Consider the following 23,558-nt stretch of genomic DNA (forward strand, 5'->3'; position numbering starts at 1 on the left):
GATTAAAGCTCCTTAAGGCCCTGTGGGCCCCATACACGTGCCGGACGACGGCCGGTGCTGCCCGGACGTCCTGCGCGGCCAGCGCCCTCACGCTCACGGCTGCCCCCGCCACCGTTGCCGCGACCGTAGCCGCCGCGACGGTCATCACGGTCGTAGCCGCCACCACGGCGCCCGTCGCGGCCATAGCCGTCGCGGCCATAACCACCGCCACCACGACGCTCGTCGCGGCTGTAGCTGCTGCGCTCGCCGCGGTCGTAACGGCTGTCACGATCTTCGCGCTCATAATGGCTGCCATCACGGTCATAGCGACGGTCGTCGTTGCTGTAGCGGGTACGGGCGCGGTCGCGCTCAAAGGTGCGATCGCTGCGGGAGCGTCCCTCATCCTCACGGCGGGCGGCACGCTCACCTGACCAGGTAAAGCGCTCGGAACGAACCTCAAGATCACGGGACCACTTAGGTCTCATGGTGTTGGTTACCAGAGCCTCAGGCTCTTTTGTCTGAGCCTCTTTGTTCCATATCAGGCGGAAGCAGGTATGCAGCTGCTCATCGCGCTTGAAGTCAGGATCAAAGCTTTTGGAGGTGATATTGCTGACTGTAAAGCCGTACTCTTCAAGACCATCATCGAGTTTGAAATTGCGTCTGTTGGTACAGAAAATTACTGTGCCGCCATCATTGAGATGACGGGTAAGATTGCCCAGCATCAGCTTGTGATCACGCTGCACGTCAAAGCTCTTCTCCATACGCTTGGAGTTGGAGAAGGTAGGCGGATCAATGTAGATAAGATCGTAGCGCTGGCCCTGATCGGCAGACAGCCAGGCAAGGCAGTCAGCCTGCATGAAGTGGTGCTCAGGATGAACAGGCTCTGCGTCCTCACCAAGTGCAGCTGCGGCTGCAGCTGCCGCAACAGCCGGCACGCTGAAGCCTCCCGGAGCGTCGAGATCCATGCCGTTTAACTTGAAGTTTTCACGACCCCAGTCAAGATAGGTACGACTCATGTCCACAGAGGTGGTACGCACAGCACCGCCCAGAGCAGCTGCCACAGAGGCAGAGCAGGTGTAGGCAAAAAGATTAAGGAAGCTCTTGCCGGCGGCCAGCTTGCGGATCAGTCGACGCAGTGGTCGGGCATCAAGGAACAGACCGGTATCCAGATAGTCGTGCAGGTTAACGCTGAAAGCCACATCATCTTCATAAACAGTAATGAAGTGACCCAGAGCATCCTCACGACGGGCATACTGGGACTCACCCTTCTGCTTTTCACGGCTTTTTACAATGACATTCTCGCCGGCAGCACCGGTAACACGAATGGTTGCTGCAATCATGTCCAGAAGGCGCTTTTGAGCTACATGGGCCTTTACTGTTGCCGGAGCCTGATACTCCTGAATGATGTAGTACTGGTTATAGCGGTCGATGGCTGCGTTGTACTCAGGCAGGTCAGCATCATAAACGCGATAGGCGGAAATCTGTTCACGGGCAGCCCACTTGTCCAGATGCTTCATATTGCGGGTCAGGCGGTTGGCAAAATCAACAGCAACCTCAGCCTCACCAACAGCAGCACCTGAGGCAGTACCGGCTGCTCCTGCTGCGCCAGCTGCTGCAGCACCCTGAGATGCACTTTCATCCCCCTCTGCCTGACGGTCCAGCTTGAAAACACGCAGCTGACACTCAAGGGCGCCGTTGAACAGGCGATAGCTCCTGTCTACAGTAAGACGCAGACAGGAGAGCAGTTCAGGGGATGTGGAGATAACAGCGGCTATGCCACCTTTAAACAGGGTCTTAAGACGGTGACCAAGGTTGGTATAGAGCAGAATCAGCTCATTGAAATTGCCCATGCGCTCGCCATATGGCGGATTGGTAACCACAACGCATGGCAGTTCATTAACACCGGCACAAGGGTTAATGAGATTGTCCAGTGGACGGTGCTCCACTGTGATTAAATCGGAAAAGCCGGCCTGAGCAATGTTTTCTTCAGCACGCTTTATGACATAAGGGTCGGCATCGAAGCCAAACATTCTGATGCCACGGGCGGCAGCAGCTTCACGGCCCTTACGGGCGCGCTCTGAGGCCTCTTCATGAATCTTCTGCCAGCAGGCCTCATCATAGTCCTTGAGCTTCATGAAGCCATAGGAGGTACGCATCAGGCCAGGGGCGGTATCAGTTGCCAGAGTTGCAGCCTCAAGCAGCAAAGTGGCCGATCCGCACATAGGGTCGACAAAATTCTGGGAGCCGTTAAAGCCTGAGCGGGCAACCATGGCAGCAGCGAGATTTTCTTTTAACGGAGCGGCACCGGTAGAGCGGTTGTACTCACGCCAGAACTGAGCAGTGCCAGACAGGTCAATACCTACAGCAAGCTCGCCCTTTTTGAGGGTAGCAATGATATGCACATCAGGGTTATGACGCTCAACATCAGGTCGCTCCATACCGCAGGCTACAAAGCGGTCACAGACGGCATCCTTGATACGCAGGGCACCATACTGAGTATTACGAATGGCGCTTGAGGTGCCATTGAAGGTTACAGCAATGGTTCTGTCAGAGTCGAAGTACTTCTCATAACCAATGCCCTGAGCACCCATGTACAGATCGGTGTCATCCTCACACTTGAAAGTGTTGAGGTTGAGAATAATGCGGGAAGCAAAGCGGCTGTACAGGCAGACACGCATGCCCAGCTCCATGTCTCCGGAAAAGGAAACACCTGAGACTGTTTCCTTGACCGAGGATGCTCCCAGAGCACTCAGTTCACGGAATAAGAGATTCTCCAGTCCCTTGGGACAGGTTGCGAAAAATTTCTGCATATCATCGCCCTTGCTGAGAATAATGAAAGTCAACCGCTCATTATATCGTTATTCATCAGGCTTTGGCATCACTGACCACTCCGCCGCGCAATTTTCGCGGCCCGCCCCTCCGCGCCCCATTTACACAGCCCTGCCTTGTCATACCTCTCAGGTTATACCCCTCATGCCGGCAACTCCTCCCCAGCCCCGCCCTGCCCAGCCTGCAGGCTGCAGACTGGGCAGGGCTGCGCTTTGCAGCTGGGAGCTGTGGGACTGACACAGCGCCTGAGCAGGGCCGGTGGCATTCAAAAGGCAGGTTCCAGATACGGCAAAGCCGGCATTAAGCCGGCTTTGAGGCCCTTGCGGGCAAGGCCCTGGCATTGTGGCCGGGGCAATGGTCAACCTGGGGTGCATCAGGATAGCCATAAATCAGTTGGCAGATGGAGTGTTTCCGGTACGGATCTGGAAGCCCAGATGGTAGAGCTTGCGCACCTGCTCAGGAGTGCTGCACTTAATGGTAACCTTCTTGAGCTCATGGCGCTCTTCATAATGCTTGCGCAGGAAATCAAAAGATGGACCGTTGTAGCACTGGGTGCGGAACAGACTGTCGTCACGGCGCACGTCATATACTGAAAATACCAGGCGGCTGAGCAGACTGTTGGTTATCAGAGCGTTCTTGTTAAGCTCAATGCAGGCCACATCTGATGGAACCTTAGGAATTTCGAACTGTACGTTAAGTGCCAGCTTGTCAACCAGAGACTGAGCTACCATTTCGGTACCACGGTTCTTGGCTTCCAGGGAGTAACCGGCGATATGGGCAGTACAGCCCTCAAGCAGAGGAATAAGCTCTGGTACCAGAATTTCAGGCTCGTTTTCAAAAACGTCAAACCATGCGTGAATATAGCCAGGATTGGCACTGAGCAGCTCATAAAGAGCTCTGTTATCAACTATGGCGCCACGGGCGGTGTTGATCAGAATCTGACCCTCACGCATGGAGGCCAGCTCTTTCTGACCAATAAGATAGCGGGTAGGGAAGTAGTTATCAGGGGACTCATCAGTAAGCGGCACATGCAGAGTGACCATGTCACAGGCAAGGGCTTCTTCAAGAGGACGGTTGTACAGCTCAGGATCGGCAAGGTCAAGATCGCACATGAACTCGTCACCCTCGGAGAGTATGCGCAGTGCAGCAACCTTTTCGTCCACACCGCCATAGCGTGGATCACCCTTGCCCTGCATGGACTCAAGCAGGGAGCTGAACTGGGAGGCACGCAAAGGGTCACAGCAGACCACCTTCATGCCCAGAGCCTGAGCACGGCGGTAAACGCGGGTACCTACATGGCCCATGCCTACAATACCAATGGACATCTGGCCAAAATCAAGATTATAGCGCTGAGCCAGAACCATCCATACAGACAGCACGTAGTCGGCTACAGAGCGGGCATTACAGCCATGAGCGGCTGAAAATGCAATGTGGCGGCTCTCCAGAGCTGCACGGTCAATGTGATCGATGCCGGAGGTGGCTGTGCCTACGAACTTGAGATTGTCTGCATGCTTGAGCAGCTCATCATCTACTCTGGTCACAGAGCGCACTATGAGTGCATCGATGTCCTTAAGATCCTCAGGACAAATGTCGCGTCCATATTTAAGCTCAACTTCGCCAAAGGCCGAAAAAATCTGCCTGGCATTGGGAATTGCCTGATCCGCAAGGATCTTTAACATGACCTAATCCTCTGAAACATTCCTGCTACCACAAGGGACCCGCCCACCGCTTGCGCGGCTGCCAGCTGAAGTATCTGGAATCTGCCCCAGGGCAGCACCACTGAGGGAGCTTGCCGGTGAGCATGTTCATAAACATGTCAGCTGATGACAACAGACTGTGGGACTGGCGGAAAAAACAAAGCCCATATCCCCGAAAACCCCGGATCAGTGATGATCTGGCACTTACAGGAATATGGGCATTAAGCGTGCGCCATTCACCTGCCTTGATAGCAGGCGATATCAAAATAAAGTTAACTGCAATTTAGGCTAAAAACCTGTGTAGTGAAAGCCGGCCAAAAGCCTGCAGACAGATGGTGCACTAAGGCACTGACTGCCGGGCAGTAACATCCTGCCCCTTTCACATTTATGCGACACGCTTATGCCCGCGCAGCTGCCCCGGTAACCTGTGAGGCAACCGGACCTGGTACCCTTATGTCAGATAAACAGGCAGCGGGGTACTGCTGCGCTCATCATGATTCTTCCCGGCAGATAATTCTGCCGTCTACCCTGCCCCTGCACCGGAGTCAGAGCAGCTGCCACCCCACAGGGCGGGCATGGGCATATCTTATCAGGAAAACGCCCGAAAAAATGAAGACAAGCTCACGAGATCTGCAAAGATCACCAAAAAACCACCCTCAATCCCCGATCTGACCTGAATACAGGCTCATGCTGACCTCATATTCAGGCCAGGAACAAAGCCATGGCAGGAGGCATACAGAGAGCCATGGATCCAGCTTCCTGCCAAATCAGCTGCTGCGTAAACTGCAGCAATCAGTCAGCATTCTGGACCGCTGGTCTGTTCCATCAGGATGCCCTGAGGCAGAACTCAGGCATATAGCCGTCTAAGCCCCCATCACAGGAATGGTGCAGGTGTCGCACCTGCTTGCCGGATTAGCAGTGGTATAAGCGGGCATGGCTGTGCGTGTACATACTAATGGCGCACATCAGCCATCATAGCGCGCTATTCTAGCCTAAAGAGCCCTGTGAAAAAAGCCATATCCCGCATCTGAAAATGGCTTTTTAAGCCATTTGTTAACAATATGGATCATTTTTATCAGACTGCCGGGCGCCAATGCTGTCAAACAAGAAAGAAACGCATTTTCATGTGTGTATCGTGACGGCACGGCACGGTATAATGGGCCACCATTTATTAATCAGGATTACTAAATTAGCGCGGCGCTGAATTATCAGCTTTTACTCCTGCCCGGCCGGGAGGAAAATCTCCGCAAAATACCGGCAAAAGGCACGCCACGCTCCCAGCTGCACAGGGCCCTGCCCCTTGCAGTACATGACAGCCCCGCAGTCAGCTCATTTGAGCAGCGCCCCCCAGTGGCGCGCGCAGCCAATGAATGCGAGCACCGCATCAGGTACCAGCCTGGTGCCAGGCAGCCATTGCCAGCTGGCACCGCATCCGGTGCCTGCTGTACGCCAGGCAGTCAATGACTGTGTGCTCCACAGCATGGAAAGCCTTGAGGTGTACCGCAGCAAGGGCTCCTCGATGTGCAGCACAGCAAGGGCTTCCTCGATGCGCAGCACAGTAAGGGCTCCTCGATGTGCAGCTCAGTAAGGGCTCCTCGATGTGCAGCACAGCAAGGGCTTCCTCGATGCGCAGCACAGTAAGGGCTCCTCGATGTGCAGCACAGTAAGGGCTTCCTCGATGCGCAGCACAGCCGGCGCTGTTCAATGGTAATACTGATTACTGGCAGCATGACCTTTGTCTGTCGGCACATCATACGTCAGCACCTTATCCCACAGGCCCGGCCGGGCCGGAGTAAGAATGCCGGCGGTTTTTCAGGTTGAAAACCAGGAATTAAAACATGTCTTTTAAGCTTGAAAATGCTACCCAACGTTCCACTACCGCCATGTTATTAGGCTCTGGCGAGCTTGGTAAGGAAGTGGCCATTGAACTGATGCGTCTTGGTGTACATGTCGTAGCCTGCGATCGCTACGATAATGCCCCTGCCATGCAGGTTGCCCATGAGCGTGCCGTTTTTGACATGAAAGATCCTGAGACCCTGCGTGCTCAGATCCACCGCATCAAGCCAGATGTAGTTATTCCTGAGATTGAGGCCATTGCTACTACCATGCTCATGGAGCTTGAGGAGAAGGAAAACCTCCACGTAGTACCTACAGCAAGGGCTGCCTACATCACCATGAACCGCAAGCAGATCCGTACCATTGCTGCTGAAGAGCTCGGTCTGCCAACCTCCCCTTACTTCTTTGCCACTACCCTTGAGGAAGTAAAGGCTCAGATCGACAAGGTAGGCTACCCATGCATTATGAAGCCTGTCATGAGCTCCTCAGGCAAGGGTCAGAGCACCATTAAGACCCCTGAGGATGTTGAGACCAGCTGGAACAAGGCCTGCACCGAAGGCCGTGGCGGTGTGGCCGAGGTGATTGTTGAGGGCTTTGTGCGCTTTGAAAAGGAAATCACCTTATTAACCATAAGCGCCGCTGACGGTATCCACTTCTGCCGCCCTATCTTCCACCACCAGGTAAATGGTGACTACCATGAGTCCTGGCAGGGTGATGAGCTGCCAGCTGACATCCAGGCTGAGTGCGAGCGCATTGCCAGCAAGGTGGTCAAGCACCTTGGCGGTCACGGCCTCTTTGGCGTAGAGCTCTTTATCTGCCCTGGTCAGGAAAACCAGGTAGTATTCTCCGAGCTTTCCCCACGTCCACACGATACCGGCATGGTAACCATGATCTCCCAGGATCAGAGCGAATTTGCCCTGCACGTCCGCGCCCTGCTTGGCCTGCCAATTGGCCAGATCACCTTTATCGGCCCATCTGCCTCTGCAGCCCTGCTCGTTGAAGGTGACGGCACCACCATCACCTACGAAAACATTGCCGAGGCTCTCAAGACCGGCGGTGCCCATTCCAATGTACGTATCTTCGGCAAGCCTGAAGTACGCGGCGAGCGCCGTATGGGTGTAATGCTGGCCCGCTCCACCTCAGTTGAGGACGCCGTTGAGAAGGCCAAGGCCATGCGCGCCACCATCAAGGCCACCGTAACCGCCTGATAACTTCAGGTCCAGCCTGCCATGCCAGCACTGGCATGGCAAGGCATGACTGGCCTGAACCTGCCCGGCATGGCATGACTGCCAGGATTGGCAAGGCCAGTGCCTGGCAGCCAGGCCCTGCAACCCTCACCGGGGCGCTGTGGGCCAGACATAAACAGGGGCATGCTCCAGATTCTGGAGCATGCCCCTGCTGTTTTTGGCCAACCGGCGGGCCTTAAAAAACATCCCTGCCCTGCCACCATGACAGGCACAGTTGTCGCGGCTGTGGCCATGTACTAAGAAAGTGCTTTGCCATACAGCGCCCCGGGAGCTGTCCCTTATCTGTTTTGCTGCACTGATCCGATGTGACTGGGCCATTGAGGTGCATAGTATGCCTTTCCATGGGCTGCAGCCATCTGATAACGTGAGTTCTGTCACACTAAGACATTTTGAAAGTCAAATTTTAATCAGATGAGCAAAACAAGAATCTATAATACTCATGGCCTTACATCTATGTTATTCAGGCCAGGCCCGAATACAGGCACTTTGCACAGGCATTAGTGCCGGGCATATTGATATTTTGAAATTAAAAGGTCGTGACCACACGCACAGTGGACCTGCCAGGGGCAGCTCCATGAGCCAGAATCAGTCCGACCGGTCAGAAACTTAGTCCAGTAGAAGTAATACAGTTTATTTGAGGAGAAACAGGCACAATATAAGAAGATATCAAAGATGAACAGCCTGACTGTTAACTGGCATGTAACAGAAAAATGCAATTTCAAATGTCACTACTGCTTTGCCAGATACGCAGATTGTGACCGCCAGGAAGTCCACACAGACAGGGACAGGATAACAGCCCTCCTGGCCAGGATTCACACCTCCTTTACCTCGGTATATGGTGCAGATACCCTGCGGCTTAATATTGCCGGAGGCGAGCCTCTTCTGTGTCGTGACCTTGGTTTCATTATTGAAACAGCCCATAAAATGGGTTTTGCCGTTTCAATCATCACCAACGCCTCCCTTATCACCCCCGCATTTGTCACAAAGTATGCTCCGCTTATGTCTGTTTTTGGCATAAGTGTCGACTCACTTAACCCTGAGACTAATATCAGATCCGGAAGATGTAACAGCAAATACAATCTCGGACTTGAAGATATTCAGGCTCTGGCAGCGTCATTGAGAAAAGCATGTCCCGGGATCAACCTCAAGATAAATACCGTGGTCAATGCCTTCAATTTCGACGAGGACTTAAGTGAACTCATCCAAACCGTATGCCCTGACAAATGGAAAGTGCTGCAGGCCATCAGTATCAACACTGACAGGCAGTTCTGTACTGATGAACAGTTCAGCCATTTTCTCCACACCCACCGTCATCTGAGCCACTGTATTGCCCATGAGAACAGCGATCTCATGATCAACTCGTATCTGATGATCGATCCCTACGGAAGGATCTATCAGAACGCAGCCGGTAACGGCAGCTCCTACAGCTACAGTCCCTCCCTGCTGGACCTTACTGACAGACAGGCCGCTCAGTGGCTTGAGGTAGACATGAACAAATACCACGAACGTTACCGTCCCAACCGCCTGCCCCAGTAAGGCACTGGCATTAGCCCGGGCCATTCCATTGCCTTAGCCATAGCCATAGCACTTGCCATGGCCATGGCCATGTCCATGTCCGTGGCTATGACGGTGTCCGAGGTCGTGGCATTTGCAGTGTCAATCTCAAAACCAGCCTGCCTGCATCCTGCCCATCACTGCACAATCCCATACAGCGGCAGTTATGGATGCGCAGCGGTTTAAACAGATTTTGTCCGGTTTTAACCTTGCCCATGTCCTGTTAATGGGCTGGTATGGTGTTTAATATGACAAAGATCCCGAATTTATCGGAAAAAAATTGAATAACAGGGGCTGACAGTAAGCTGATTTTGCTGCACAAGACAGCAAGAATTTGCATTATTATGGTGCATATTATGGTTTTTCAACCAAAATTTGAGGCTGGTAACACAAAGTTTCATCGATATTTGCTGGTATCAGCCCCTGCAGTGCTATCATGCCGCCAGCACTGTCAGCAGTAACATATGCATGACCCTGTATAAGCATGAGGTCTGAGACAGTTATTTTTCGGCTTTTCGGTCTTTGTTAATTGAAGGACATTTGGCATGCCAAACATTTTTCAGAATTATCTGACCATGGACCCGTTCATTCTTCTTTCTGCAGTTAATCTCAAGCTCAGAGACAGCTGCAGCTCACTTGAAGATCTGTGCAAGACCCACGAGATCGATGAGGACAAGCTGGTAACCCGCCTCAAGGAGGCCGGCTTTACCTACAACGCAGCCCAGAACCAGTTCCGATAATTCTGCAGTCCCTGTTAAGGGATGGGAAAGTTACGCCGCCTGAGCATGGCAGGTACCAGTACCAGGCAGTACCGCTCAGGCCATCAGGACCGCGCCCCAAAAGGCCCGGTCCTTTTTTCCCCACCCCAGCCCGGGCCCGGCCTGGCTCCTGCCATATAAGCTTCCGGCCACGGCATGCCGCCTTGCGGTCCTTGAGGCAGTAACTGTGCTGGCGTGAAGCCACAGCAGCGCGGTGCCGGTATAAGCCAATCGCAGCGGTGCCGGTGTGATGCCATGGCAGCGAGGTGCCGGTATAAGCCAATCGCAGCGGTGCCGGTGTGATGCCATGGCAGCGAGGTGCCGGTATAAGCCAATCGCAGCGGTGCCGGTGTGAAGCCACAGCAGCGCGGTGCTGATGCAAGGCCATGATTTGCAGTGCCGGTGTGATGCCATGACAGCGCTGCTGCGGGCATCTGTAGTGTATATATGTGCGCTGAGTTGCAAGTAATGGGCTCAGCTCTTCATAAAAAGACTTGTTTTGCTATAATTTTGCGGTCGCAGGCGGATTGCCCCTGCAGAATGTAATTTTTGTAATCGTATGAGGATCAGGCTAAATGGCTGACAGCAGAATTCTGGATAAGCTTTCCAAGCTTCTTGCTATGAGTGAAAGCGGTAACCCTAATGAGGCTGCCATTGCGCTGGAGCGCGCTCGCAAGCTTATGGAAGCCCACCAGCTTTCAACTGAGGACGTTGCCTTACGCGCCATTAATGAAACTGAGGAAAAGGTACCTTCTATCCTCAAAGACAAGCGCATGTATACCATTCTGTCCAGTATTGTAACCCGAGCTTTCGGTCTTACCTGCTTTTACCGTATGAATGGCTCTACTGTTAAGTCTGTAGTGTTTGTAGGTCCGTCCGACCGCTGCCAGACTGCCACCTATACCTTTACTGTTCTGGCCCGCCAGGCCGCTATTGCCAAAAAGAATTTCCTTGCCAGAAGACGTGAAGAGCTGCTCAATGAGTGGAAAGAGGCCAATCCATTCTTTATGGAAATTCAGCGCTGCAAGCGTCTGAGCGATATCTACAAGCTCGTGTCTGAATCCTGCAAAAATGCAGATAACCGTAACCTGCGCCGCTCTGCCACAGCTTATCTCGACGGCTGGATGCGTGCTATCCATGAGAAGGTTACTGACTTTGCCATGACCTCAGAGGAAAATCACCTCATCGAGCGCTTCATGGAGGAAAACCATCCTGACCTGACCACCATGAGCCGCTTCCGTGGCCGTGGCTACAGCCGCTCTGACTGGCAGCACTTCCAGAACGGCAGCCGTGATGCCGAAGAGGGCGTAACCCTGCTTCACGGCGTATCAGGTGATATGCAGCGCCACGAGCTGGGCTACGACGGCGATTAATCCCCGGACAGCTCACATATATGCCTCTGAGACAGTCAGGGGCCGCTGCCATTGCCGCGATCATTCCCGCAGGCTGCAAAGACGCAAAAAGCAGATTAGAGTAATCTAATCTGCTTTTTGCTTTTATGGCCCATGAGACTGAGCGCAATACCCGCAGCTCAGCTGCTGGCGGCAGGTGCCGGTGCTGACACCATTGCTGCAGGTGCCGCTGCTGATTCCGGGGGCTGGGGCATAGAGGACCGCCGGGCATCCTGAGCGACAGCAAGGCTGTGCTGCCTGCGGCCTGCTGCCTGCAGCTGCTGACTGCTGTGCGGGCAGCTCCCTAGAAGTACTCGCTAATGCGACGGAGCAGCACCATAGAGCGGGTGTCCTTTTCATCAATGGTATTGAAGAGCATCTGGCACTCCTGCATCAGGCTTTTGGCCCTGCGGTTGAACTGATTGCGGCAGTACTCTTCATAAATGTCGCGCTCGGCCTCAAAACAGGCACCCGGGAAGTTCTCATTGAAATAGCACATGGCCTGGGCCGCAAAACGGGTGTAAGGATTACCCACCATGGACAGATTGGTTTCAAGCCTGATGTCATGACTCATCAGACGCTCAAACACAGGCTTTTCGTAAGGTGCAAGTTTCTTGAAGTAGAGATCGTAGAAAGGCAGGTCCTTATCAGTAAAAGCAGCTGCTGCCTGATACAGAGCCTGAGGGTCAATCTGAACCCCCTCAAGCATGACGTCATCAGCCTCTGCCTGAGTCTTACCCTGAACATCGTCAGGTGCCCCGGCATCATGGCCGCCATCAGCAGACGCAGGCGCATCGTGAGTTGCTGCAGATGCAGCAGCGCTGGCGTCGGCAGCGGCGCTGCCGGTGGCGCCATCGGCTATGCCGGCTGCAGCACGCTGCAGGGCCTTGAGCTGGTCGTGAGGCAACAGGTCGGCCAGATTGGCGTTCTCCAGGCGGGCACGTTCGGCATTGAGATCGAATTTGAGTTCCTGCTGGCGCTCAGGTGTAAGAATGCCTGGCGGGGCCATCAGCGGAGCCAGATCAAGGTTGATGGTAATGAGGCTTAAGCTGTTGCCGTCATTCTTGATGGCTTTGACAAGGCGCAGATCCTGACTCTGGCTGAGCACACGGATCAGGCACAGACGGCCTTCATCAATGTGCACAAAGTATGGTCCGTTTTGCAGATTAAGTCTGCGGGCACGAGGGGCGCACAGGAAGGACATGATCTTTGGATCGTGTTCATTGAGCCAGGTAAAGATATGATGCAGGGCATCGGCTCTGATGAGCTGGTTATCCAGATCTCCGGTAAATCCCAGATCCCTTGCTACCTGATTGAGATTGGTGATGCGGCGCAGTCTGGTATTGCCAAACAGGGCACAGGTCTCAAGAGCGGTCTTGAGATCGACCATGTAGTTAAAGCGCGCAAAGATATCAGGCAGGAAATAATTCTGAATGGCCATGGCATTGAACACCGACAGGTGGCGCATGGCAAATGTGACAAGCACGTCATTTTCCTGGAGAGGACGAAGCTGACTTGAAGCCTCGGTCATAAACTCCAGCGAGGTCATACCGTGCTTGAGATTGAAAGGATCGATATTCTGGCGTAACAGAAAGGCCGGGGACACCAGACCATGCAGAGGAATGCGGCACAGCATCAGCTTGCGAACAGTAGCATAGTCAAGGGATACACCCTCAGGAATACGCAATATGCTCATGCCTGCCATACGGGAATGCAGTGAAGGGGCACTCAAAGGCAAAGGAACAGCATAATAAAGGTTACGGTTCACGTCATCGGACTCCTGACTGGTGCTCAAACATCCCGCACGGGGCCGCCGCTATTTTATCACATCAGCCCCATAAGCCAGGCCCGACGCTGCAACCTTGCTCCCTGCTCCGTGGCCACTGAACTTCGCTCCCTGCACCATGGGCCGCTGTGCCACGCCCATGCCTTGCAGCGCGACTGTCAGTCCCGGGCCGTCTAACCGCTCTGTCGCCAGAAAGCACAACGCCCCGGCAGGCGGGAGCCTGCTGAGGCGCTGTAATTACCTCCCTGCAATGGCCGGGCTGTCAGGCTGGCCTGCGGCCGCCTGCAGCGCCGGCGGCAGCAGCGGCAGCGGCTGCATAGCAGCTTGCTCTGAAGGCCGGTGGCGCTGCTGCGCTGCGCCGTGTGTCTCATCCGGGAGGTATGTAAGATATCAGGCTTTATTCGGCCTTCTTACGGGTGGTTTTGGTGGTGCTCCTGGATTTGGTGGCTGTGCTCTTACGTGTGGCACGCTTCTTTGGAGCCTCAGCTTCACCCTCACCCTCGGCTGAGCCTGCGGCTGCAGCTGTCTTGGAGCGGCGCATTACTGTTTCTTCCCAGGTATTGCTCTCAGGCTTGTAGTAGGCTGCCCAGGAAGTCTGCTTGCCATTGGCATCAACAGAAGACAGGTACTGGACCTTGAACTTGCGGGAGAAACGTACCTGAGCCGGATTTCCCTCGCTGTCAAACTCAGGACCGTCAGCCAGATAGTAGAACTTCGGAGAAATGCGCTCACGGAAGCGGCGCAGCTCACCTACAGTTACCGGACGGGTCTCACGTACCTTAGGGAAGTCGTGGGCTGCAAGGAAGATACCTGAGGCACCGTCACGCAGCACGTAGTGGGACTCAGGGTTCTGATTGCAGATCAGCTCTGGCAGATCAACAGCATCTTCACGTGGAGGTGCTACCTCACCATTCTTGAGGATCTTGCGGGTGTTCTTGCATTCCTCGTTGGTACAGAGCATGTACTTGCCAAAACGGCCCTCCTTGAGAACCATGTCATGGCCGCACTTCTCGCACTCAACTACAGGGCCTGCAGCTGCCTCACCGGAGAAGTCACCCTGCTCTCTTAAGAAGCCGTCACAGACAGGGGCATTGGAGCAGATGTAAATCTTGTTGTTCTTATCGATGAGATAGGCTTCCATGCGTGAACCACACTTAGGACAGCGGCGGCTTTCAAGCAGCAGCGCGGCCTCAGTAGCCTCATCCATCTCGGCGCCATCAGGAATCTGCTGCTCGTTGGTTGGAGTCAGATTGACTGTGCAGCGGCAGCGATCCTTGGCCTTGACCTCCTGGTCGTGATAGCCCATGCAGCTTAAGAAGGTACCGGTACGTCCCATGTGAATGGCCATATGATACTTGTGGCAGCTTGGGCACATAATGTCGGTCTCAATGGCACGGTTTTCCGGCATACCGCCCTGATCAGCTGGCAGCATGGCCTTTTCCAGATGGTCAGAGAAGTCCTTGTAGAACTCATCGAGACTGGATATCCAGTTACGGCGTCCGGCAGCAATCTCGTCAAGAGACTCTTCCATGGAAGCGGTAAAGTGATAATCCATAAGATTGGCAAAGGAGTAACGCAGTCGATCGGTTACGATTTCGCCCATCTTGGTAGCAAAGAAGCGGTTGCGCTCAACCTTTACGTAGCCACGCTCCTGAATGGTATTGATGATGGAGGCGTAGGTTGATGGACGGCCAATACCATCCTTTTCCAGCTCCTTAACCAGAGTAGCTTCACTGAAGCGTGCCGGAGGCTGGGTAAAGTGCTGAGCCGGGATCAGCTCTTCTAGCTTAAGGGTATCACCCTCTGATACATCAGGCAGCACCTTGTCGTCACTGCGACCTCCCAGCAGGATGCGGAAACCGTCAAAAATATCGGTACGACCGGTGGCTCTTAAGAAATAGTTGCCGGCCTGAACGGTAATGGAGCGGGTCTCATAAATGTTGTTGCTCATCTGACAGGCGAGGTAACGCTCGAAGATAAGCTGATACAGACGCTGACCATCACGATCGATATTGCCAGGGAGCTGCTTTAACTCAGGATGGGATGGACGAATGGCTTCGTGAGCTTCCTGAGCTGACTCCTTTGACTGGTAGATATTTGGCTTTTCTGGCAGGTACTGCTTGCCGTAGTTTTCGGCAATGATGTCACGGGCAGCATCAATGGCTTCCTGTGACAGGTTGACGCTGTCAGTACGCATGTAGGTAATCAGACCACTCTCATACAGACGCTGGGCAACAGTCATGGTCTTCTTTACGGAAAAGCCCAGACGGGTGTTAGCGCTCTGCTGGAGGGTTGAGGTGGTGAATGGTGCCGGTGCGTGAGCAGAGCCCTTCTTGGACTCGATTTTGACTACCTGGAAAGTCTGGCTCAGCAGCTGGTTTACTACCTCCTGGGCCTGAGCGGCATTGGTAATGTTTACCTTGCTCTTGCCCTCAGTAGCCAGCATAAGCTGCAGCTGCTCCTGACCAGGGGTCAGGGTATTGGCACTGATGGTCCAGTATTCTTCAGGAATGAAAGCCTTGATTTCGCGCTCACGGTCAACAATAAGCTCAACGGCTACAGACTGCACACGGCCTGCAGACAGGCCTCGGCCGACCTTCTCCCACAGCAGCGGGCTTACCATGAAGCCTACTACACGGTCGAGGAAACGGCGGGTCTGCTGGGCATTAACCATGTCCATATTAACCTGCTCTGGATTGGCAAAGGCTTTCTGGATGGCGCTGCGGGTAATTTCAGGATATTTGACACGCCAGAAAGGCTTGTCTTCTTTTTTGGATGACAGGATCTCGCGCAGGTGCCAGGCAATGGCCTCACCCTCGCGATCAAGGTCAGTTGCCAGATAAACGACGTCTGCACTCTTGGCAAGACGCTTGAGCTCAGCTACGACAGCTGTCTTCTCCGGCATGATTTCGTAATGAGCTTTCCAGCCGTTAAGCGGGTCAATGCCCATACGATCAAATAGTGCAGAGCGCTTTTCCTCAGCTGTCTTGCGGGTGCGCTTGACCGGCTCGCCATCTTCACCTTTGGCTGAGCGGCTTTTGGTGGCACCTGTAGGCAGGTCACGGATATGGCCGACACTGGCCTTAACAATGTAATCCTCTCCAAGGTAGTTGTTGATGATTTTGGCCTTGGATGGAGACTCTACAATAACTAACGCTTTGCCCATTCCTTTTCCTCACCTCAGGACATCCTGAGGTCTAACAATAAGCAATCCGCCCTGAGGCATCATGAGAGCCCGTCCGGCATGACAGTGCGCTGAAAATGTGTGCTTTTCAGACAGCACAAAGCCGCCTTTACAGGCAGCGCTGTTGAAGATCATGTCACCATGATCCATGGCAGACCACGAGCCTGCGCTCTCACAGCGCTGGTCTGGCCCGACCCTCCCGCCATGATGCTCTGCATCACACACAGCCCGGCCGCCACACAGTACAGCCTCCATACAGGCCAATCACGCCTGAATGAAGCCAGAACCGGTATCTTTGCAGCCCAGGCCTGTAATCCTGATAAAACACTGCACGGCATAAGCAAAATCTGCGTACAGTTTCAGGGTAAGGCAGGTTGCCATTCGGGTAAGAGGCAGCATTTCAGAACCTTCCTGCAGGCCTTTGCCATTAACAGGCACATGCCCGCAGCATGTGCATGCCCGCAGCAGGTGCATGTCTAACCGCATGTGCATGCCCGCAGCATCTGTATGTCTGACCGCATGTACATGTCTGACCGCATCAGCCCCAAAAGCAGAGCAACGCATAAGCAACAGCACTGCCTCATCGCAAGGACATAACATTAATTGCCGGAGCATGCGCTCAGTGACCTCAGACCAGTAACCTCAACTGAACATCCAGAGCTCATCATCAAGAGCCTGAACGTCAGGGAACGGTCTCAGTGCAAGGACATAACCTTAATTTCCTGAAATTGACCATATATGAATGTATACGGATATTCAGGTCAGGCAAAACCAGGCAGGTAACGCCAGCCAGGCCATACGGGCCATGCCATACCATGCCATAAAGGCCAGATGACGGCACGCCACTGAACAGTCTGGTTCCGTTGAGTTGCTCACCGCAGAAAACCGCAGTAATTTCACAGCCGGTATCAACTCCCGACTGCAGTCTCCGTACAGCGCCCTTTTATGGGACGTTTCTGTTAACTTTTCTGCACTCTTATTTATAGGCTAGCTCAGATATTCATGTTGAGCAAGCGGCTCAAAGCGAAATAATTTTCCCGCAGCGCCATGCGCAATGGCAACTTTTACTCAAAAGTGCCCTTATATATGCTTGTTTATAGCAAAATCTAATAAAGTTCCTCAAAATCCTTAAGGGCGTTAAACAATATCCACAATAGTGCACCGCCTCATACAGGCCCAGCACCAGCCAGTCATGCCACTGCATCGAACAGTCCTGCGCACCGGTCAGAACACCTGGCCAGCTCGCGCCAGTCAGACCACCGGGCTGGCCACTGCATCGAACAGTCCTGCGCACCGGTCAGAACACCTGGCTGGCTCGCGCCAGTCAGACCACCGGGCAGGCCATTGCATCGACCAGTCCTGCACACCGGTCAGAACACCCGGCCGGCTCGCGCCAGTCAGACCACCGGGCAGGCCAATGCACCGTGCAGCCATCCCCAGGAGCAGGAAAAACCGTACTGTAAGCTCAGCACATGGAGAGGTTTCGCGCTAACCTGCACAGGATGCTCATGGATGTGCGCCTCCGTCACCATGGCCCTCCTGATACATAATTGCGTAAGACTGACAGCCTGTCTCTGGCATGGGGCGAGCCGCAGTAAGTGTATTCATCCCCCTGAGCAACCATCATCATGCAGGGGGCTGAGCACTGCCCCGGACTGGCACTACCATGCCCCGCCATGCCCCACTTAATATACGTAGCTGCTGTTTCAGAGCAACAGTCAGACAGCTGCTAATCTGCGCACTGGAGCATTAGCCTGTGCATATCGACACAGAGCCTGGATTTGGGATGTCCCTGTTACATTGAGATTTTCATTAATGGCCTTACACTGCAGATAAAACAAGGCCCCACTCCGCAATGCGGGGCAGGGCCAGGCCGCCGTATAAATACGGCAGCAAAGGGACAGATTACACAGGCAAAATAAGCTCAGCTGATGCAGTCAGGTTAAAGCTTATCGCTCCCGAGCAAAGCTCAGCTGATGCACTCAGGTCAAAGCTGCAGATTTTGCGATTTTTAAGCAAGGATGCAAAGGATTGCCGTGCAGGATCTGTCGTAAATCAGTTAGCGCCAGCGAACGGAAGAGCTCTGCTCAATCTGCTCTATCTCATCTACGGCCTGCTCGGCAGCAGACTTGTCAGAGCTGAACAGGGAGCCCAGAACACCCTTTGGCAGAATGCGGTTTACCAGGGTCTTCTTTTCCTGCTTCCTGTAATCAATCTTGAGTGCAGAACCAGTGGTTACAGCCATACGCTTAAGAATGTAATCATCTGAGGTGATGATATCGTCAACGAGGCCCAGCTCCCTGGCATCAACAGCCAGCCAGTGCTCGCCTGTGGCGATCTTCTCAGCATCAAGCTGTGGACGGTAGCGCAGAACCTGCTCCTTAAAGCGCTCGTGAACGGCTTCAAGCTCTTCCTTGAACTTCTTACGGCCTTCCTCAGTATTCTCACCGAGCACAGACAGAGTACGCTTGAACTTACCAGCTGTAATCTGCTCGTAATCTACATCAAACTTCTTTAAAAGCTTGCGGAAGTTAGGGATACCGGCAATAACACCAATAGAGCCAATGTAGGAGAAAGGTGCAGCCACAATTTTGTTGGCTACACAGGCCATCAGATATCCGCCTGAAGCTGCTACCTCATCTACAGTAACAGTAAGGTAGATTTCGCGGTCACGAATACGCTGCAGCAGCGAGGCACAAAGGCCGTAGGAATTGACCAGACCGCCCGGGCTCATCAGGTTCACTACCACCTCATCATTTTTGGTAGCTACTTCCAGCAGGGCTTCAATCTTAATGCGCAGATGACGGAACTCACTGCCCTTGGCAGATCCACGGAAGTCAATTACATAGAGATTTTCCGGGCAGAACTCACCTGCGGCACGACGCTCTTCAATATCCTTTATTAAAGCATTTCGCTCCTCACGGGCTTCTTTGACCTTGTCCTTACGGGCCTGCTTGGAGGATGCCTTTTTAGCCTCTTCCTTATCTTCTTTGATAAGACCGGACTTAATTTCCTTCTTATGCAGCTGCTCTTCAGGATTGGAGCGCTTGAGGCTCTTTTCCATCAGCTCACGACGGTTACGGGCCTTTTTCTTGAGGTCAGTAACCACCAGAGAGCCGCGCTCCTCACCTGAGGCTGCCTTTTTCTTGGCCTTCTGAATAACGCTGACCAGTACAATGACCGGAATCATCACCACGGCCATGACTATGGCACCCTTTACCACAAAGGCCAGTAAATCAAGTAAAAACTCAACCATTACCTATCCTCAAAAAACTAATACACCCTGTATCAGGCCTGATCCAGGCCCAAAAAATACAACTCTGCCAGACACACCTGCAGCAGTCAGGCCCGGCATGGCAATACCCGGCCACCAGGTCCAGTCCGCAGAGCCGGACAATCCAGGGCACATAAAAGCCTGTCCATGACAGGCATCAGCCTCAAACAGCCAGCATCAGGCATATAATCACCTGCATTTGACTGAAGGTGCCAGGTGCCTGCCATTGCTGCAAAGCTCTTGATAAATCGAAAAATGCGCCGCTGCCACACTCTTGCTATCCCATCTTGTCTGCATGAACCATAAGGCCAGTCATGGAAAGCCTGTCGGGAAAGACCAGCCTGTCAACATGCTGGCATGAGCAGCATGCAGGGACTGAACGGCACGCAGACCTGAACAGCACAGCGGCCTGAGCGGCAGCGCTGGCTTAAACGGCATCGCAGACCTGAGCAGCATAGCGTCCTGAACAGCATGGCTGGCCCGAGCAGCGTGGCTGGCATGAACGGCATGGCTGCCCACAAGGCATGGCAGGCCGTGCGGCATGACAGGCACAATATGTTCTTTAAAGCTTCAGTGCATGTCGGGTTAAGCTGCTTTCAAGACAACGGTCAGGACTGGGGCATTATAAGCTCAACACGCTGATGCACAAAAGCATGAATTGGCCGGGTGCGAAAACATAGCAAAAATAAAAACGGCATATCCCCCGGTTAACACCAGAATGATATGCCGCTTCTATTATTATGGCGCCAGCTGGCGCCAGTCAGTAACTGGGCAATGCCAAATGACAGCCGTCTGAAAAGCCATTCAGAGCTCAGCTGCATATCTGGCAACTGGCCGTCGAGACTTACAGTGATCTGGCCTGATTTGACCATGCCTTTGAAAAGGAAGCTCAGGTAAAGTCAGGCCGTTCAAGACGACTGAAAATGTTAGCGCTGACCTCTGAAGGCGTGGCCACCACGGGATGGACGAGTGTCGCGGTCAAAACGTGAGCCCCTTGAGCCGGAGTCAGGGCGTGAACCAAAACCACGGTCACGGCCTCCATCGCGGCGGTCATCACGGCCGCCAAAGCTGCCACGGCGGCTGTCAAAACGATCACCGCGTGAACCACGGCGCTCCTCGCGGTTACCGTCGCGACGGGAACCAAAACCACGATCATCACGACGACCAAAGCTGCCAGAACCGCTTCTGCGGTCGCCAAAACGGCTCTCACGACCATCACGGCGATCGTCTCTGCGATCACCATCACGACGGAAGCCGTCACGGCTGTCACGGCGCTCATCACGACGACCACCAAATCCGCCACGGCGACCGGAATCACGGTCACCAAAGCGGCTGCCACGATCATCACGACGATCGCCAAATCCCTCACGACGGTCAGAGCGACGGCCATCACGGCGATCGCTGTCGCGACGCTCACGACCATAAACACCGTCTTCAGACTTATCATATGAAGCGCTTGCTGCGTTATCGAGAGCAGCATTAAAGGAGCTGCGACCTGCGAAGTCACCGAAGTCCTCAAGGCTCTCACCCAGAACCTCCTGAGCGCGACGCTCGACTTCCTCACGGTTCTCATCAGAGGACTCGATTACAGCCTCAGCAGGGCGCTCCATATCAAAGTCATCATCAGACTCTGATCTGGCAGAGCGGTCTACAGAAAATGGAGGCTGGTAGCCACCATTGCCGTTCATGCGACGGGCACGGGCTACGGCGTGAACAACCTCATCGACCATAGGGTCGCTGTCTCCGCTGGCATCAGTATCAGCAAGGGCATCAATGTCAGCATAGTCAGCGCGGCCTGATGACTCAGCCTGCTCTGAAGAGTCCTCATTATCATGACCATCACGCTCAGCATCAAAGCACGACTCAGCACCGGTGTCGGAGTCAGCCCACGCGCCGGAGCGCTCAGATAAAGCTGCACCACTTGCGTCTGCATCAGAGTCAGCGTGCTCGCCAGCACCAGCACCGGAAGCGACAGCAGCGGCATCGTCACTGTCAGCACCAACGGCACTCTCAGAGCGGCGGGACAGGTGAGCAAAACGCTGAGCGGCCTCTGCAGAGCCCTCATCTGTGAGCTTGAGGCCTTCTTCCATAATCTCAATGAAGCGCAGCTTGTACAGATAGCCTACGGCCTTCTTAAAGCGGCCCTTGGACATCTTCATGTAGTCTTCAATGACATGTGGCTCAGAGCGGTCGTTAAATGGCAGTGCGCCGTCAGAGAAGTGCAGAGCCTGGAGAATATCCATGGCGGCGTGCTCAACACCATCGCGACCTGCCTCGCTAAGAGAGATATCCAGGCGGCCGTCATCACGAACGGCACGGACATAACCTTCGTAGCGCTTGCCTATTATGAACTCGCCCTTGATCTCAGACTCATAGACCAGACCATAGACCTTGTCGTCAATGATGGCGCGCATACCAAGCGGAGTACGGGCAACAGCTACTACGCGAACTCGCTGGTTTTCCTCAAACTCACCAGGTTCAGCTCTTTCTCTTATGTAGCGGTTGAAACACTGGGTGCCAAAGATACGGCCGCGATCGTCAATGGCAACCAGCACCATGGCATCAGAGCCTACATAAAAGCGTGAACGCTGCTCAGACACTGGAACTACCAGTTCCTTAGGGATGCCAAGCTCAAGATAGGCAGTGCCATTTTCAATGGAGTTTACGCGCAGGTTACCAGTCATGCCCAGCTCAATGTAAGGGCGACGGGCTGTTGCCAGGGTACGCTCACCATCCTTATAAAGGAAGACTCGCAGTTCATCACCCTCACCAATACCCTCAGGCAGCTGGGAGTTCGGAATAAACAGGGCGCCATGCTCCTTGCCGTTTACAAAAGCGCCCTTTTCAGACAGCTCGGAAACAGGCAGGGAAACCATGCAGCCCATAGGGACTTCACCCTGGTAAATGCTGCGTACATCAATTACCTTGCGGTCAGAGCCACGGCCCTCAGCACGGTCGCGGTTACGGCGGGCTGAGCTACGGTCACTGTACTCACCACGCTCACGGCGGCCAAAGCCACGGTCCTCATCACGATCACGACGGCCAAAACCGCGCTCACCATCGCGCTCAAAGCGCTCGCGACGGCCGTAACCACGGTCATCATCGCGCTCAAAACGGTCACGACGGCCAAAGCCACGATCGCCATCGCGATCATAGCGCTCACGAGGAGCCAGACCACGCTCATTATCGCGATCACGCCTACCAAAGCCGCGATCATCGCGATCACGACGGCCAAAACCGCGATCATCGCGATCACGACGGCCAAAACCACGATCATCACGATCACGGTTGCTCAGGTTGAAGGTACCGCTGACCCATGGGGTGGCAGTAACCTTGTATTCAACTTGGGAATTCTGGGCTTCACGGCGGGCAGCCTGCTTTGCAGCGCGCTCGGCAAAACGGGAAAGAACTTTGGTAGTGCTACCAGAAGTAGAGGAGCTGCCAGACGGCAGATTAGTGTTTTCAGGTCGTTCCATTTATATTTTCCTGCACCTGACAGGGGCCTCAGGCCCTGCCGCATCCCAAAACCCATGGGAACCAGTCAGCCCTCATCCGTCGTACAAAAATCTTCCCCTCATCACTTCCCCGCCCCTGCAGAGCACACTGCACTGCAGAGCACATACTGCTGCCATAATCCTCAGCTGCCATGGCATCAGCCTTTGCAGCTGGATCAGGCAACACACTGAGATGTAACACCGCTAAATGTGCCTGCAAGCTCAGCACAGCCACTTAAGACAGCAGCAAAGCCACAGAGCTCCGACCTCAGCATGCAAGCATGCCAGTAGAAGCAAGGCAGTTAAACTGAGAGTAAATCAGCCCCTCGTTGCCGCGCTCTGCGCAATCAGCAAACTGCAGTTAGACTGCAGCTTAAGCCGTCAGCAGGCCAGGCCACTGCCATAATGCAGTCACAGGCAAAGCAAGCTGCAGATGCAGAGCTAAAGCTCAGGAGCATGTTTACAGGGAAGTAAAGAAAGGAAAAGATAATTAAGTATGTACGCAAGGCCCAAAGCATGCGGTACGCCA

At 54.0% G+C, this 23,558-nt stretch carries 11 protein-coding genes; 4 read left to right on the forward strand and 7 right to left on the reverse strand.

The features are described from left to right. Positions 1-2 precede the first annotated feature (2 nt). The 3 genes from rlmKL to MXE41_RS01625 all read right to left on the reverse strand — a co-directional run bounded on the left by rlmKL (position 3) and on the right by MXE41_RS01625 (position 6,062). On the reverse strand, positions 3-2,789 hold the full coding sequence (rlmKL, locus tag MXE41_RS01615) for a bifunctional 23S rRNA (guanine(2069)-N(7))-methyltransferase RlmK/23S rRNA (guanine(2445)-N(2))-methyltransferase RlmL (protein WP_348647406.1): 2,787 nt from the start codon (positions 2,787-2,789) through the stop codon (positions 3-5). Positions 2,790-3,197: 408 nt separating this feature from the next. Then, positions 3,198-4,487, reverse strand: coding sequence for a 4-phosphoerythronate dehydrogenase (locus MXE41_RS01620; RefSeq protein WP_247099123.1), 1,290 nt, complete (start codon positions 4,485-4,487; stop codon positions 3,198-3,200). 1,347 nt (positions 4,488-5,834) lie between these two features. Then, a complete protein-coding gene (locus MXE41_RS01625; RefSeq protein WP_247099124.1) occupies positions 5,835-6,062 on the reverse strand; it encodes a hypothetical protein in 228 nt (75 codons plus the stop codon). A 281-nt stretch (positions 6,063-6,343) separates the two neighbouring features. On the opposite strand from MXE41_RS01625, the gene purT reads away from it, so the two are divergent. From purT to MXE41_RS01645, 4 genes are all read left to right on the forward strand, one after another. Next, positions 6,344-7,549, forward strand: a complete 1,206-nt coding sequence (gene purT, locus MXE41_RS01630; protein ID WP_246977350.1) for a formate-dependent phosphoribosylglycinamide formyltransferase — start codon at positions 6,344-6,346, stop codon at positions 7,547-7,549. Positions 7,550-8,260: 711 nt separating this feature from the next. Next, positions 8,261-9,124, forward strand: coding sequence for a viperin family antiviral radical SAM protein (locus MXE41_RS01635; protein ID WP_247099125.1), 864 nt, complete (start codon positions 8,261-8,263; stop codon positions 9,122-9,124). 563 nt (positions 9,125-9,687) lie between these two features. Continuing rightward, the gene (locus MXE41_RS01640) at positions 9,688-9,882 is read left to right on the forward strand and encodes a DUF4250 domain-containing protein (RefSeq protein ID WP_246977352.1); all 195 of its coding nucleotides are present in this window, start codon (positions 9,688-9,690) and stop codon (positions 9,880-9,882) included. 593 nt (positions 9,883-10,475) lie between these two features. Next, entirely contained in the window at positions 10,476-11,273 is a 798-nt protein-coding gene (locus tag MXE41_RS01645; protein WP_247099126.1) for a DUF2786 domain-containing protein, read from the forward strand. Between the two features lie 322 nt (positions 11,274-11,595). Here the strand turns inward: MXE41_RS01645 and MXE41_RS01650 are convergent, their stop codons facing one another. From MXE41_RS01650 to MXE41_RS01665, 4 genes are all read right to left on the reverse strand, one after another. Beyond that, positions 11,596-13,059 (reverse strand): hypothetical protein, encoded by a 1,464-nt coding sequence (locus tag MXE41_RS01650; RefSeq protein ID WP_247099127.1) that lies wholly within the window; start codon positions 13,057-13,059, stop codon positions 11,596-11,598. 415 nt (positions 13,060-13,474) lie between these two features. Further along, on the reverse strand, positions 13,475-16,243 hold the full coding sequence (gene topA / locus MXE41_RS01655) for a type I DNA topoisomerase (protein ID WP_246977357.1): 2,769 nt from the start codon (positions 16,241-16,243) through the stop codon (positions 13,475-13,477). A gap of 2,077 nt (positions 16,244-18,320) precedes the next feature. Beyond that, positions 18,321-19,517, reverse strand: a complete 1,197-nt coding sequence (sohB, locus tag MXE41_RS01660) for a protease SohB (protein WP_247099128.1) — start codon at positions 19,515-19,517, stop codon at positions 18,321-18,323. A 944-nt stretch (positions 19,518-20,461) separates the two neighbouring features. Further along, on the reverse strand, positions 20,462-23,011 hold the full coding sequence (locus MXE41_RS01665) for a S1-like domain-containing RNA-binding protein (RefSeq protein WP_247099129.1): 2,550 nt from the start codon (positions 23,009-23,011) through the stop codon (positions 20,462-20,464). Between the last annotated feature and the right edge of the window lie 547 nt (positions 23,012-23,558).

Source organism: Anaerobiospirillum sp. NML120449, assembly GCF_023051105.1.
Classification (GTDB): Bacteria; Pseudomonadota; Gammaproteobacteria; order Enterobacterales; family Succinivibrionaceae; genus Anaerobiospirillum.

What these genes read in the sequence shown, in the direction of transcription:
- MXE41_RS01665 (WP_247099129.1), bottom strand. Translation starts at nt 23,011, where the DNA reads ATGGAACGACCTGAAAACACTAATCTGCCGTCTGGCAGCTCCTCTACT.
- MXE41_RS01620 (WP_247099123.1), bottom strand. Translation starts at nt 4,487, where the DNA reads ATGTTAAAGATCCTTGCGGATCAGGCAATTCCCAATGCCAGGCAGATT.
- sohB (WP_247099128.1), bottom strand. Translation starts at nt 19,517, where the DNA reads ATGGTTGAGTTTTTACTTGATTTACTGGCCTTTGTGGTAAAGGGTGCC.
- MXE41_RS01635 (WP_247099125.1), top strand. Translation starts at nt 8,261, where the DNA reads ATGAACAGCCTGACTGTTAACTGGCATGTAACAGAAAAATGCAATTTC.
- rlmKL (WP_348647406.1), bottom strand. Translation starts at nt 2,789, where the DNA reads ATGCAGAAATTTTTCGCAACCTGTCCCAAGGGACTGGAGAATCTCTTA.
- MXE41_RS01640 (WP_246977352.1), top strand. Translation starts at nt 9,688, where the DNA reads ATGCCAAACATTTTTCAGAATTATCTGACCATGGACCCGTTCATTCTT.
- purT (WP_246977350.1), top strand. Translation starts at nt 6,344, where the DNA reads ATGTCTTTTAAGCTTGAAAATGCTACCCAACGTTCCACTACCGCCATG.
- topA (WP_246977357.1), bottom strand. Translation starts at nt 16,243, where the DNA reads ATGGGCAAAGCGTTAGTTATTGTAGAGTCTCCATCCAAGGCCAAAATC.
- MXE41_RS01645 (WP_247099126.1), top strand. Translation starts at nt 10,476, where the DNA reads ATGGCTGACAGCAGAATTCTGGATAAGCTTTCCAAGCTTCTTGCTATG.